This is a genomic window from Pedobacter psychrodurus (genome assembly GCF_004331735.1).
Lineage (GTDB): Bacteria > Bacteroidota > Bacteroidia > Sphingobacteriales > Sphingobacteriaceae > Pedobacter > Pedobacter psychrodurus.
This window is the reverse complement of sequence record NZ_SJSO01000002.1, coordinates 97,048-111,473: the sequence shown is the minus strand read 5'-3', so window position 1 is coordinate 111,473 and position 14,426 is coordinate 97,048. Positions and strand designations below refer to the sequence as shown.

The window sequence follows — 14,426 nt, the reverse complement described above, 5'->3', positions numbered from 1 at the left end:
ATCAGCTATTCTGTAGTTTAAAGAAACTAGATACTTATTTTTTGGTTTAATCACCCATAACCATAAAGCCCTTATCATGAAAACAAATATTCAAAGTTTGTTTAAAATCGTTTTAGATAATTATATCTTATATTGTCCTTTCACGTACATTCATAATTTTGAACCTTCCACTTTTATCTTTTTTAAGTTCTAATAAAAAATTATGACCAGTGGCTCTGAAAATAAATTCAATAAAAATGATTTTCTTATGCAATTTAAAATCCCCTACTTCTATCAAAGTAATAGGTTTATAAATATACATCCCTTTCATGAGCTGCTTCACATCTGTGTTTATGGGCAAAAGAATACACATCTTTCCACTTATGAGGATTTCAGCCTGCTGTAAATTTTTAGGTACTATAATTTGTAAAGGTTGAGTATAGTACTCCTTCGGTAAAACTTTTTGATCTAAAATATGATGTAATGATTCTTTAATTATGGAGATCGAATCTTTTTGATCTAAATAATTATTTTCAGAATGATTACATGATAATAAAGTTAGAGATATTGTATAAAACAATAATCTTCCAGCTAATGTTATATTCTTCATTTTTTATAAATCCAAAAATTTAAATTTAACAATACTGAGCCCCAATATAATACTGATTTACACCTAATACTTCCTGATATCCAAATAAAGCAAAATAATATTCAATATTAACTATTTTAACGGTATAAGGCTCTAATAGAACTACGTCATTAAGCCACCTATTATTATTAGATACCAACGCAGATAAGGCCTTAACATACATATTGGAAACTGATTCTACATCAACTAAAGGCTGGCCATTTTGCCGTGAATATTGGCTCGTAGCTTTTTTCGAAATATTATATAGTAAAACAGGAATAATTACATAGATTTTTTTCTTACTTTTTAACCATGTATTAAAATTTTAACTATAAAGCCTTTTATGTGCAGAAAAAAGCTTAAAACCTAAACTTCATTTGCAGTAACATTAGCTAAAATAGCTTTGCCTTTCTCATTTTTTACAATTTCTAATTTAAAATTGATCGCATAAATGGCGATGCTATCTTTGAGAATATGATCGTTAAAAGTTTTAATAAAAATAGAATCTATCTTTTTTTTCAGATATTTTGGGTCGTCAGTTCTTGCTGCATTTTGTGCTTTAGTAAGAGAAAAACTGATTAAAAGAAGTAAAATAACGGCTGCTGGTCTTATATTGATTTTCATGATGGTTTTAGTAATATGCTCGTGATCTCCTTTAGGCATAAATTTCCAATCTCATTATTATAACTTGCAATATTACTTTCGAATAGCTTTCCAACTACTAGAGAGAGAATTTAATTTACAGTTTGTTGAAGTGCTTCCTTTAACCTAAAATTTATTATTAAAGAATCTCCTTCTATAACAGTAATTTTTTTAGTTGATAATCGATTATACCCAATTGCGACTGCATGAAAAGTATGAGTCCCTTTCAATATTTCAATTTTATATTTCCCACTCAGATAGTCACTTTCACCTAACAATTCATAGTTTGTTGATTGAATTCCAGAGCCACCAAGGCCTATTTTGCTTTTTGCATCTAAAATTAATCCAGTAATTATAATCTTATTAGAAGTTGTTTTGAATTTACTTATTGAATAATCATTTCTGTTTATGGCGCAATTACTAAAAAAACACAAAAAAACAATATTTACTACAAAAATTAATTTATTTTTCATCATTTTTAAATTATTATTTACATCCTGATGGGGAACCTTTTGCATTTTTTGGGTCTCCATTTAAACTCATAATAATTAATATTGATCTTTTACCCAATTTAGGTTTTCTACAAACACACTTATTAAAGCAGAATTAATCAATTATTATTGCTTTATCATTATTGTTTACGATTAACCATTTCTTGTTTTTATAAACAATCCTTAATTTAGATTCAAATTTAGTGTTAATAGAATTGCCTCTAACAATGTTACTTATTGAAAGCAAAACAAGTTCGTTGATGGGCTGCTGAAAAACAATTTTAAAATCGATATTTTGTTTTGCATGTGAGGGATTAATACCAACAATTTTGTTATTTATATGCATAGTATCATCGTAAACAGGATAGTTTGTAGATAAACTAAAGTTCATTTTGGCATTTTCAGAATTTAAAATATTTCTGAACTCTTCTTTTTTAAAACAAATTCGAACAGATTTTTTGAAATCATCTTTCGAGAATTTTTTAAAAGAAGTTTGATATCTAGTATTATTTTTTTCTGTACATGAAGAAAAAAGATTACCTATTATAACTAAGCCAAAAAAAAGAGAATATTTAAACATGTTTTTTATTTTCATTGCTTATAAATTAAATTAGCTTTAAGGCATTTTTACTAAATATATATTTTTTGTTGTTGGATTGTAATTAACATCCCCCCCGTAATAATAGTTTTCAAACTGCTTTCCTGCATCAAAAAAGCCAATTGTGGCAGGTGTTATATTTGTTAAATCATTCCCAAAATGTACAAATTCATGAAGAATAGTAGAAGTTATAAAGAATTCTAGCATAGTACTTACTTTAGGATCAAATTCAAATTGATTTAGCTTTGAAGCATATTCACCAGATAATTCTATATGACCTGTATTTGGGTCAAATTGAGCATATCTATCATTAGGCATATCAGTTTTAACTAGTAGTAGAGGCCCTTTACCCGATTTTAAATTTTCTAAAACCTTTGCTTCGGAAAGCTTAGAGTATTTGACTAGTGCTGCTAACAATTTAGGATTATTTTTAACCTTATCATATAAAGCATCAACAATTTTTGAAAGTGTAGGATACTTCAATCTACAGGGAAGTCTATTTTTACCTTCGCTACTGTAGCTGCTTCACTTGGATCAGGAGTTCCCTCAGGATTACACATAAAAAAATTCTGTGGATTTAAACATGGATCGGACGGATCAGGGTCTTCAGGATGTTCAGGATCACCGGGTACACAAACTTCTATACATTTATCACCAATATACTCTGGTTCGCCACAAAACTCCATAAGGGGGTCACCCATTTCAACACAAATGGTTTGAAATTGCAGCGTACAAGATTCTGTACAATTCTCGCCAGCACTCATCATCTTATCTTTTACAGCAGGTGAATTTGTCGTACCCATTTTTTTGCTCAGCAATAACTTAGACTGAAGGCTAATATTGCTCAGTGTAATTTTGTTTTTTGCCTTACCATCTTTAAACTGCACAACAAACATTTTTTCGTCACCTACCGTGCTAAATTCAATATAACCAGTATACGAATCGGTTTTATTAATCTGGTTTATGCTGGCATCAAAGTGATTTTTTTCTAAATAATCGTAATCAGGGATATAGGTTAACACTACCTGATGAAAATTGCCTTTTGCTGTTTTATAAATCAACAACCTTTGAAATGAAGCGTTTACGCGGCTCAGGTTTATTCTGGTATCCGTTTTTTTTCCAGCAAAGTTATATAGGGCAATTATTTTTTTATTGGTAATTATTGGCACTTCTGTAAATACATTTCCCCCTGTTTTTGCTGTAAAATTTTTAGCCCATAAAGGGGTAACGCTTCTTTGCTGGCTTTTTACTAATCCTTTTGCAGCTGCTAACTTACTTACCGATAAAATTCCATTTTTCTGTGCTTCTTTGTAATAATAGCTTTTGGCTTCGGTAAGAAAAGGATTTGATACTGCCTCGCCATCATCTGGTGAAAAATCTTTCCGGCACGCAAAAATTGCAACAGCGCTTATTAGCGCAATACATAATAATTTTCTTTTCATAGGAGGTTAGTTTAGTTAATTGTCTTTATTTTATCTTCTTCGTTTTTATATTTAATTAAGTTTAATTTAATCTGATCTATTGTTAATGAAGGTATTTTAACTGGCAGTTTTAATATTTCATTGGCGCACTTTAGAGATTTATCTTCTTTGCCGATACTTCTGTAAAACAGGAATAATGAATAACGGACTCCAAATCGGTTTGGAACCATATTTATCGCTTTTAAATAAAATTGTTCTGCTAAATCATTTTTATTCATCTGTTTATATATATAAGCCAAACGCGCATACGCCATGCTGCTCGGCTTATGCTTTATCAACAGTTTGGTCGCCACCTCCGCTTTATCAAGTTCCATATTGTTGGCTAATAAATAAGATTTTAATTCCAGGTATTCGTCATCGTTGTAAAAATGCTTTTCATTATCTAATAATAATTTGCGTGCTTCATATCGATAGCCTGCCTGCTCTAATTGTCTTACTTTTTTTAAGCTTAGTAAGGCATAATAATTCCGTAAATCAAAATTGTAAGTATTGGCTGCCAAAATGAAAATTACAATAGTACCAATAAGTGGGATGGCTTTTACAAAGAAAGCATTCGCTCGTTTAAAAAAGCTTCTGCTTAATATTGTAATGCAAAGTACAAAAACAAATTGAAATTCCAATTTATTAAATACATAGGTAAAACATGCAGCAAAGCATATGGCGATGAATATACCAATGGCATTAAGTAAAATGACTGATTCTCTGTCGCTGAAAATAGCTCTTCTTATCAACAAGAAAATTAGCAGAAAAAAAATGCTCAGCAGAAATATTCCCACAATGCCTGTTTCAATAATAAACTGATAATAATCGTTAAAAGCGAAATAAGTATTATCAGCCAGCAGTAATTCGGTCTCTGTAAACTTTCCCTTTTTAAAGTAATCTGCCTGGTAATGCATGTAAACTGTTTTAAATTTACCGATGCCTATACCCTTAAGCCAGTTATGCTTATAGATCTGGGATGAAATTTTATAAATAAAGATTCTGCCCAAGGACGAATCTGTTTTAACGAAAAATATAGCACACAGCAATACAAAGCTTCCTGCAAGTGCAACCAGTATTAGGTTCCATTTTTTAGCTTTAATTTTTCCATACAAAAACAATGTAACGATAAACGATAATATGAAGCCTACTGCAAATGCTCTGCTCTCAAAGTAAACTGAAATAATGATTCCGAAAAAGAAAACAGTATATTTTGAAAGATTTATGAATACATCTTTAGCTTTTCGGCGCATCATCTCAATATTTATAATTTTTATCTATTAAAAATAACTTTCTGGATTAAGATAGAACATCTTTTGCCATCCTTTTATTGATTTGCAATCATAAAAACGAATGATCGGTACGATCGAAAAAATAGAAAAATGTAAATGAAACTGGCTAAACTTTGCATTCCCAGTGTCGCCCATTAAACCAATTATATCTTTTGTATCAACTAAAGAAAAGGTTTTAACCATTCGTTTATTTAAATGAGCAAAATAGTAGGTTTTAAGATCAGATGAAAGAATATAAATGTAATTACCACCATTGGCGCTAGTCCCACTTTTTATAACAATACCTTTAACAGGGCTTAAAATTGGTGCGTCTAAATCCCCGAAAATATCTATGCCCCTGTGGATATCTGATTCGCCCCAAGGGTAATACCAAAAACTTTTCTCATCCCAGTTTATTATGGGTTTAGTGCCTTCTACAGGAATGGTTATTTTCGTATAAAAATCTTTTATATTGAGAAGAGAAGTGATTAGAACAAGAACAGCTATAATCAATAAAATTTTCTTTTTATACATTTTGCTAAGGGTTTAGCACTATAGATAAGGTTATTTTCAGTTGAAAAATACACATGATAATGCACAAAATGCGCGTTTGCGTGTATTGATACTTTTATTATTTGGATTTAACAATAAAACTTGATCAAGTAATTTATTACGCAGTAATTGAATGTTAATGATGTCAGATGATATCATCTGACATTACGAAATTTTGATCATTATTTTGCTGGTGTAATTACAATTTTCCGGTATTCAATCGGTTCGTGGTCTCCCTGAAGGTAAATAGGCCCAGGCTCCCCCTCATTACTATCCAATGCGCCTCCGGTAATGCCTGGGATTTCCTGGTTACTGATGATGGTTTTGCCATTAGCTACCACCGTTACCAAACGGCCAACAAGGGTAATATCGTAACGCTGCCATTCATCGGGGCCGAGCGTAACCATTTCATTGGCAGTTAAAAACCCATAAATACCGCCGAAGAGTACGCTGTTAGGATGCGCATCTTTTTTGCTATCTTCAATCTGTACCTCGTAACGGCCTCTTAAGTATACCCCACTGTTTCCTCCTTTGGCGTATTTGAATTCTACATGGAGTTTAAAATCATTATACTTTTGTTCGGTAAAGAGATTTGAACCTGCTTTTGGACTGGTTAAAATACCATTTTTCACGATCCATTGGTTTTGTCCACTGGCTTTCCAGCCTGACAGATCTTTGCCATTGAACAAATTGATCGGTTTACCCCATGCTGGTGCAACAGTTCTTTTCAGATAAGGTGCTTTTACACCTTTCCAGCTATATTGTTTACCATTGCAATCAGTCATTGTCCCTTGGATTTCACCATCGGTTACAGTGCCATCGATAATCAAATTTGCTGTACCGCTTTCCCATTGTGGTGGCATTTCGAACCTAAACTTTCCATTGTCAAACTTCACTTCCGATACCGGACGCGCACTACCAGCTGTAGATACAAAATAACCCACTAAAGTTTTATAACCTGATAGTTTTACTTCCAGCCAGGCAGGTGCCGGTTTTCCATTTACATCAACTGTAATGTCCCATCGGCCGATTAGTGCTGCAGGCTCGACAGCAAATTTAATGTGATCAGCAATAGTTGGTTTTGAAGCAAATGTTGTTCCAGGTGAACCTGCAATTAACAGACAACCTAAACCAAGCAAACAGATTTTTTTTCTCATAAGTGTAATTCATTTATTAAGCAGTTCTTGTTTTGTATGTAACACTGCTATCAGTTCGGCATTAAGATAATTTTAGTAAGGTAAAATTTATTTCTTTTACCCGCAAATATCCGTTATGCAGGGGTATTCAGTGCATCACTATATAATTTAAACGGTGCTTGATAAATTGAGACAGGCTGAGTTTTTAAATTATTTTTTCTGACATATTTTAATGTATCAAGATTTTTACTAAATTACACCTGCCAAATTAAATATCGATGTAAGCACCAAACAGCAAACAACTATAAACTTTAACCCTTGAGCACCCTTAATTAAAGACTAAAACTAAACTTACCCATCATACGATCATCATTATTTCTTTAATGGATGTGTAAAACGTTTTACGTCTTTTTCGTGAAGTGTAAAAGAGTCATTTAGTTAAATGCCTGTCTGGCAAGCACCAATATTTGATGGGGATATTATTATACTAAACTAAACCAACAAAATGTATGAAAATGAGGAAAATTTATTCCGCCATTAGTGCCCTAGAATTAAAATTTTCTGGCACAACCAAAGGCCTGCGGAACATGGTACTCCTAGCTGTTGCCGGGCTCGGGCTACAAACTACCGCCAGGGCAGAAAGTATTGAAAACAAAAGTACTATCTCAGCTTCGTCCATGACGGTAAACCATTCAAACATTGTCAACGAGCGACTGGCCAAAACCATCAATGGACTAGTGACCGATGAAACCGGACTTCCACTTCCCGGCGCAACTGTTGTTGCTAAGGGAACGAGCGCTAAAACAGTTACCGGAAGTGATGGAAAGTTTGTGTTAAACGTTCCTGATAACGCCACAATATTGGTGGTCTCTTATATCGGCATGGATGCTCAGGAAGTAAATATTAGCAACCTAACCAACGTAACCATAAAGCTAATGCCTTCCAGTAATGCAAATCTATCAGAAGTAGTTGTTACCGCTTTAGGTGTAAAACGAGAAAAAAGGGCACTAACCTTTGCTGCACAGCAGCTCGCAGGCACAGAACTTACAAAGGCTGGTAGCCCCAATTTCATGGAGGCTATGAGCGGTAAGGTTGCCGGTGTTGATGTGGGAATCAGTAATTCAGGTGTTGGTGGTTCAACAAAAACGGTATTAAGGGGCTCAAAATCAATTACAGGAAATAGCGAAGCACTTTTCGTAATTGACGGGGTTCCGGTAGTAAATAACAAAGGTGGGCAGCCGGGGTCTTATGGAGGCACAGATGGTGGTGATGGTCTTTCTGCATTAAACCAAGATGATTTTGAATCAGTTACGATCTTAAGGGGTGCAAACGGCGCTATTTTATATGGTAGCCAGGGTGCAAATGGTGTAATTTTAATTAACACCAAGAAAGGTCAGGCAGGCAAGATTGCTATCGCTTTAAATTCTATAACCAATTTCAGCAGTGCTGCTACGTTACCAGAATTTCAGTTCAATTATGGTGCAGTGGGCGGAAATGATAGAAGTTGGTCTAAAACGAAAGGAAATTACCAGAGCAATTACATCGATGATTTTTTTCAGACCGGCGTAAATACCATTAATTCAGTATCAGTATCTGGTGGGAATGAAAGAACAACCACTTACTTTTCATATGGTAACAATTATGCATCAGGCATTGTACCAACCAGCACTTACAACAAACATAATGTTACGCTAAGTCAGGAAACAAAATTATTTGATGACAAACTTACACTAAGTGGAAATGTAAGATTTTCTTACGAAAAGTCTAAGAACCGCCCTGGGGCTGGATATTATAATAACCCAATTACAGGATTATATCTATTTGCTCGGGAAAGAAATTTTGATGATTACAAAAACAATTATCAAATTTTTGATGCCACTCGAAACCTGTTTAAACAAAACTGGTATTCTAGCGAAGAAAAACAAAACAACCCTTATTGGGAATTGTATAACGACCCAAAACTTTCGACCAGTAATAGGGTAATTGCTACGGCAAAAGCATCTTATGCATTTTTACCGCATTTTAAGTTTGATGTACGTGGGAACATTGATTATAATGACAGACTATTAGATTATCGTTATGCTGCAGGTGGAAACTCGGTAAGCGTAAGCTCCAATGGGACTTGGAATTACGCCAAATATAATGACAAGGCCTTATATGGTGATGCCATTTTAAGCTATGATAACACTTTTGGTAAATTCAGTTTGAACAGTGTATTGGGAACAAGTATTCAGGATTACACCTTTAATGATGGGATGATTTTTGGAAATGGAACAGTGCCGCTTCAGTACCCAAACTTTTTCAGCTTTGCAAACCTGCCATATAATTTGGTTATTAACCAAACCTACAGTAGAGTTCAGAAACAAGGTTTATTTGCCAATGCCTCTTTAGGGTTTAAAGACATGCTCTATCTAGATTTGGCTGGCCGTAACGATTATGCATCTACACTAGCTACTACTGGCAATGATTCCTATTTTTACTATTCAGCCGGTTTATCGGCAATAATTAGCCAAATGGTAAGCTTGCCCAAGGAAATCAATTTCTTAAAATTAAGAGCATCTACATCGCAGGTAGGTAACGAGGTGCCTTATAATATTGTAAATCCTGGTAACACCATAGGTGGTGCAGGTGGTCCAGATGGCATAGGTGGTATTAACAGAAATACACAAACACCATTTGCAACATTAGTGCCCGAAAAGATAATTAGTAATGAGATTGGTTTAGAAGGTCGTTTTTTAAACGATAGGTTAAGCCTTGATTTTACTTATTATAAAAATACAAGTACGAATCAATTTTTATCGCTAACAGCTCCTTCGGGCTCTGGTTATACTTTTTATTATGTAAATGCGGGTAAAGTAACGAACCAAGGTTTTGAGTTAACATTTGGTGGAGACCCTATAAAAAATGATGATTTTAAATGGAACTCAACACTTAATTTATCGCAGAACAGAAATAAAATTGTAGAGCTTATCGCCGAAAACCCTGAATACCAAGTAGGTAGCAACGACGAAGGATTTAATTCAATAATTAAATCCGGAGGTTCTTTTAACGATTTGTATATTTTTAAGCTTGCGCGTAATGCAGCTGGCCAAATCATATTGGATGCTGATGGAAAGCCTACTAGAACAGCTAAGCAAGAATATGTAGGAAATTTAAACCCGGATTTGATAACTGGTTGGAATAACACCTTTACATATAAAAACCTGAGTTTAAGTGCGCTGGTATCGGCTAAGTTTGGTGGTGTTGCCTTTTCTAAAACCGAGGCTTTCTTAGATTCGTACGGTGTAAGTAAAAGAACAGGTGATATTCGAGATGCTGGTGCAACTATGCCAATTAATGCCATTAAAGATAATACGCCAGTTACATCAATTGATCCAGAAGTGTACTATAATGTAATAGGTGACAGAAATGGAATTATGGAACCATACGTATTCTCGCGTACTAATGTTCGTTTAGCCCAGGTATCATTAGCCTACAATATACCTATTAAAGGCTCGGCTATTAAATCGGCATCTGTTTCGTTAATTGGCCGTAACTTGTTCTTCTTCTACAAAAAAGCTCCATTTGATCCTGAACAAGCAATGAGTACCAGCAATAGTAATCAGGCAAATGACGTGTTTGCAGTTCCTGCTACACGTTCTTACGGTTTTAATCTTAAGTTGAACTTTTAATATATTAAAGTGATGAAAAAATTATGTTTAATGGTGCTTGCCTTGATTTTATTCAACTCCTGCACCAAGAATTTCGAAGAGATAAATACAAATCCCAATCAGATAACAGATAAATTATTAGAGCAGGATTTTAATTTAGTGGGTTCTTCTTTCTCCGTAATGTTATTTAACCTAATGGGGCATCAAATTGAAGAAGATTTATGTTATGATAACTGGATGGGTTATATGGGGGCGCCAACTCCTTATGTTGGGAATGTAAACAATACTACCTATTACCTGCGTTGGATTGATGCCTACTGGAACCGGATATACGGTAGCGTAATGTCTCCATCAAAACAGGTGATAGAGCTTGCTGTAGAAAAAAAACTACCATTGTTTGGCGATTGGGCTAAATTGGTGAGGATACTGGCGATATCTAAATTAACAGCTATACATGGGCCAGTAATTTATTCTAACTATGGAACTTCAGGTTTGGGTGCAATTAAATACGATAAAGAGTCTGATTTATATAATAATCTGTTTACGCAGTTAGATCAGATTGAAGCCAACTTCAAAGCCAACACCACTTACATTGGCTTTACCAAATTCGATCCTAGCTATAAAGGCGACATTGCTTCATGGTTAAAATTGCTTAATTCAGTACGTTTTCGATTGGCCATGCGTTTGGTTAAGGTTAGTCCTACACTCGCCAAAACACAGGGTGAAAAAGCTTTAGCAGATGCAGCTGGATTGATTAGCACTAATGCAGAAAATTTTCTTGTGCCTTTAAATGGTAATGTTATGCCAGTTTCAATGATTAGTTTTGATTGGAACGATACGCGTATGGGCGCAACAATGGAATCTTTCATGGTTGGTTTAAAAGATGGCCGCGTTGCTAAATATTTTAATGAAGTGAGCGATGCATCATTGGTTTCTGATCACCCCTCATATAAATACAAAGGTATCCGCAGCGGAGCATTTATAAATGCCAAAGATGATAGAGTTCCATATTCAACTGTTAGTACAGATTTCAAATCAGTTCAAAAGCGAAGGGGTTTCACCGCATCTGAAATAGCTTTCTTAAAGGCAGAAGCGGCATTAAGGGGTTGGGCAAATGCAGGTGACGCTAAAACAAATTATGAAAATGGGGTGCGCCTCTCTTTTGCAGACTGGGGAGCAGCCGGTGTTGATGCTTACCTGGCTGATGCTACAAGCAAACCGATAAACTATATCGACCCAAAAGACAGCAGAAATAATTTCACAGCACTCTCTACCATTACAGTAGCCTGGAATGCAGGCGATTCAAATGAATTGAAACTGGAAAAAATTATTACGCAAAAATACTTAGCCACTTTTACCAATACTTTAGAGGCTTGGGTTGATTTTAGAAGAACAGGTTATCCAAAAATTCCACATGTTGCTAAAAATGACAGTAGCCCAGATTGGGGTATTATCACATCCGATCAATGGATAAAACGCTTGGTATTTGTACCTGCTGAAAGAACCGGAAATGCTACAGCTGTTGCAGAAGCTTCGACATTTTTAAGCTCAGGTAAAGATGATATTGCATCGCGCTTATGGTGGGATACAACCACTACCAGTAATTTTTAACATTTTATAATAATAAACAATAAGGCCCTTGCAAAATTGATTTGCAAGGGCCTTGTTTATCTCAATACCTATCGTTTATCCGTTAATGGCTTTAACACCTGGCAATTCTTTACCTTCCATATATTCGAGTAAAGCACCACCACCGGTAGAAACATAACTTACTTCATTTTCCATACCGAATTTTGCAATCGCTGCAGCCGAATCGCCGCCACCGATTAATGAGAATGCACCATTATCTTTAGTTGCGGCCACAACTGCTTCTGCAACAGCTTTGGTACCTACCTGGAAACTTTCCATTTCGAAAACGCCCATCGGACCATTCCACAATAAGGTTTTAGAATTTTTAATTACATCCTGAAATAATGCCACTGATTTCGGACCGATATCCAATCCCATCCAATCTGCAGGAATCTGGCCAGAGTCTACATCTTTTTTATCGGCATCGTTTGCAAATTTATCAGCAATTACCGTATCAACAGGTAAAATCAGGTTTACGCCTTTTGCTTTTGCTTTTTCGATTAGTTCTAAAGAAAGTGCTTGTTTATCTGCCTCTAATAATGAAGTACCGATTTCTCCACCTTGTGCTTTAGCAAAAGTATAAGCCATACCGCCACCAATAATCAGGTTATCTACCTTATCTAACAATTTCTCGATCAAAAGAATTTTATCAGATACTTTAGCACCACCCATAATTGCAGTAAATGGTCTTTCTGCATGGTTTAATATTTTCTCTGCATTTTCCACTTCTGAGGCCATTAAATAACCGAAGTATTTTGCATTTGGGAAAAATTGGGCAATAATCGAAGTAGAAGCATGTGCGCGGTGGGCAGTACCAAAAGCATCATTTACATAAACATCGCCTAATTTTGATAATTTCTCTGCAAACGCAACATCACCTTTTTCTTCTTCTTTGTAAAAACGAAGGTTTTCTAACAATAACACTTCACCTGATTTTAAATCAGCTGCCTGTTTTAAGGCACTTTCGCCAATACAATCATCAGCAAACTTAACTTCAACACCAACAAGAGCAGATAAATCAGATAAGATGTGTTTTAAAGAATATTTATCGGTAGGGCCATCTTTCGGGCGACCTAAGTGAGACATTAAAATAACCGCACCACCATCTTTTAAGATTTTAGAAATGGTTGGCAAAGCCGCCCTGATTCTTTTATCGTCTGTAATTTTAAATTCGTCATCTAAAGGCACATTAAAATCTACCCTGATTAATGCTTTTTTATCTTTAAAGTCAAACTGGTCAATTGTATTCATGTTAATTATTTTTGATTTAAGTTTAATTTCATTTCGTAATGGAAACCAATTCCAGGGATATCAAATTCTGGCGATTCGGTAGTGAAGCCGATCTTCTTGTAAAAAGCTGCCGCCGTTGAACGGGCATTACACCATAAATAATCGGTTTTATATTCTTTTAAGTATTCGATGGCAAAAGTAACCAATGCTGCGCCATAACCATTTCCAACTGCATCAGGATGTGTAGCCATGCCCCTTAGCTGATAGCCCTCTCCCTCTTCCGGGAAAAAATCGTTCCGCACAAAAGTAGCAATGGATTTTATTTCTCCATCTTTTAAAAAACCAAGGTGAAAAGTATCGTAGGCAAGATCGCCTTCAAAAACACATGCTTCAAATGGTTTGCCATTGCGCAAAACCAGGCTTCTTAAAGGCAGTACTTCTTCTGGAAGAATAAATTTGACCATATTTTTTTTATCATTAGCTTATATCTGAAGACATTGCTATAGGATGCACCGCAAACGCTTGCAAAGTTAATAAAGCAATTGAAACCCAATAATAATATCGGCCACAATTTTCAACATTTTAGCTACGGTTAGGTAGCGCAGCGTTAGGGATATGGAGGAGAACGGGAACAAAATTAATAACTATAAAGGCGCTGCGCTCCTAATAAAGAACTTATTTTTTAAGGAGGCGGCTTTGTGCTCCGGAAATTAATTTTAGTTTTTTTTGTAAAGCAGGGTCTATTGTCCATCGGTTGCTGCGGTCCTTCTTTCCGCTCCTATCTTTTTGTGATGGGAAGTGCATAATGTTGTTGGTTGGTGGAGCAAAAAGGATAGCCGCTACAATAAGGTTTATTTAACCAAGGCTTGTGGGTCAAAACCATGGCAGGGTATTAACTGTAAAAATAATGGGCGGCTTTGTATCGGTTTCCTTGCAGATTAGAAGTACCTAGCCCCGGGCGCAGCGGCATCCCTGAAGCACAGCGGAAGGATATAGCGAAGAACGGGAGCCAACTTTAATAACTGTACAGGCGCTGCGCTCCTAAAAAAGAACTTATTTTTTAAGCAGGTGGCTTTGCGCTCCAGAAATTAATTTTAGTTTTTTTTTGTAAAGCAGGGTCTATTGCACATCGGTTGCTGTGGTCCTTCTTTCCGTTACTA

General features: G+C 35.3%; 13 protein-coding genes. 2 read left to right on the top strand and 11 right to left on the bottom strand.

The window, feature by feature from the left end:
- Positions 1–127 precede the first annotated feature (127 nt).
- The 9 genes from EZ456_RS02205 to EZ456_RS02165 all read right to left on the bottom strand — a co-directional run bounded on the left by EZ456_RS02205 (position 128) and on the right by EZ456_RS02165 (position 6,778).
- Positions 128–589: a hypothetical protein gene (locus tag EZ456_RS02205; RefSeq protein WP_131526914.1), complete on the bottom strand. Its 462-nt coding sequence runs from the start codon at positions 587–589 to the stop codon at positions 128–130.
- A 384-nt stretch (positions 590–973) separates the two neighbouring features.
- On the bottom strand, positions 974–1,231 hold the full coding sequence (locus tag EZ456_RS02200) for a hypothetical protein (RefSeq protein WP_131526912.1): 258 nt from the start codon (positions 1,229–1,231) through the stop codon (positions 974–976).
- Positions 1,232–1,341: 110 nt separating this feature from the next.
- Positions 1,342–1,722, bottom strand: a complete 381-nt coding sequence (locus tag EZ456_RS02195) for a carboxypeptidase-like regulatory domain-containing protein (protein ID WP_131526910.1) — start codon at positions 1,720–1,722, stop codon at positions 1,342–1,344.
- Between the two features lie 133 nt (positions 1,723–1,855).
- Entirely contained in the window at positions 1,856–2,335 is a 480-nt protein-coding gene (locus EZ456_RS02190) for a hypothetical protein (RefSeq protein ID WP_131526908.1), read from the bottom strand.
- 21 nt (positions 2,336–2,356) lie between these two features.
- Positions 2,357–2,821 carry a hypothetical protein gene (locus EZ456_RS02185; protein ID WP_131526906.1) on the bottom strand — a complete coding sequence of 155 codons (465 nt, stop codon included), beginning with the start codon at positions 2,819–2,821 and terminating at the stop codon, positions 2,357–2,359.
- Complete coding sequence (locus EZ456_RS02180; protein ID WP_131526904.1) at positions 2,818–3,780, bottom strand: hypothetical protein; 963 nt, start codon at positions 3,778–3,780, stop codon at positions 2,818–2,820. The genes EZ456_RS02185 and EZ456_RS02180 overlap by 4 nt, the downstream gene beginning before the upstream one ends.
- Before the next feature lie 11 nt (positions 3,781–3,791).
- Positions 3,792–5,054, bottom strand: coding sequence for an O-antigen ligase family protein (locus EZ456_RS02175; RefSeq protein WP_131526902.1), 1,263 nt, complete (start codon positions 5,052–5,054; stop codon positions 3,792–3,794).
- A gap of 24 nt (positions 5,055–5,078) precedes the next feature.
- Positions 5,079–5,603, bottom strand: a complete 525-nt coding sequence (locus EZ456_RS02170; RefSeq protein WP_131526900.1) for a M23 family metallopeptidase — start codon at positions 5,601–5,603, stop codon at positions 5,079–5,081.
- 200 nt (positions 5,604–5,803) lie between these two features.
- Positions 5,804–6,778, bottom strand: coding sequence for a 3-keto-disaccharide hydrolase (locus EZ456_RS02165; protein WP_131526898.1), 975 nt, complete (start codon positions 6,776–6,778; stop codon positions 5,804–5,806).
- Between the two features lie 494 nt (positions 6,779–7,272).
- On the opposite strand from EZ456_RS02165, the gene EZ456_RS02160 reads away from it, so the two are divergent.
- Together EZ456_RS02160 and EZ456_RS02155 are read left to right on the top strand one after the other, a co-directional pair.
- Complete coding sequence (locus EZ456_RS02160) at positions 7,273–10,428, top strand: SusC/RagA family TonB-linked outer membrane protein (protein ID WP_205945009.1); 3,156 nt, start codon at positions 7,273–7,275, stop codon at positions 10,426–10,428.
- Positions 10,429–10,440: 12 nt separating this feature from the next.
- A complete protein-coding gene (locus tag EZ456_RS02155; protein WP_131526896.1) occupies positions 10,441–12,018 on the top strand; it encodes a SusD/RagB family nutrient-binding outer membrane lipoprotein in 1,578 nt (525 codons plus the stop codon).
- Between the two features lie 75 nt (positions 12,019–12,093).
- Here EZ456_RS02155 and EZ456_RS02150 read toward each other — a convergent pair whose 3' ends face one another.
- Entirely contained in the window at positions 12,094–13,287 is a 1,194-nt protein-coding gene (locus EZ456_RS02150; protein ID WP_131526894.1) for a phosphoglycerate kinase, read from the bottom strand.
- Positions 13,288–13,292: 5 nt separating this feature from the next.
- Entirely contained in the window at positions 13,293–13,730 is a 438-nt protein-coding gene (locus EZ456_RS02145; RefSeq protein ID WP_131526892.1) for a GNAT family N-acetyltransferase, read from the bottom strand.
- Positions 13,731–14,426 lie beyond the last annotated feature (696 nt).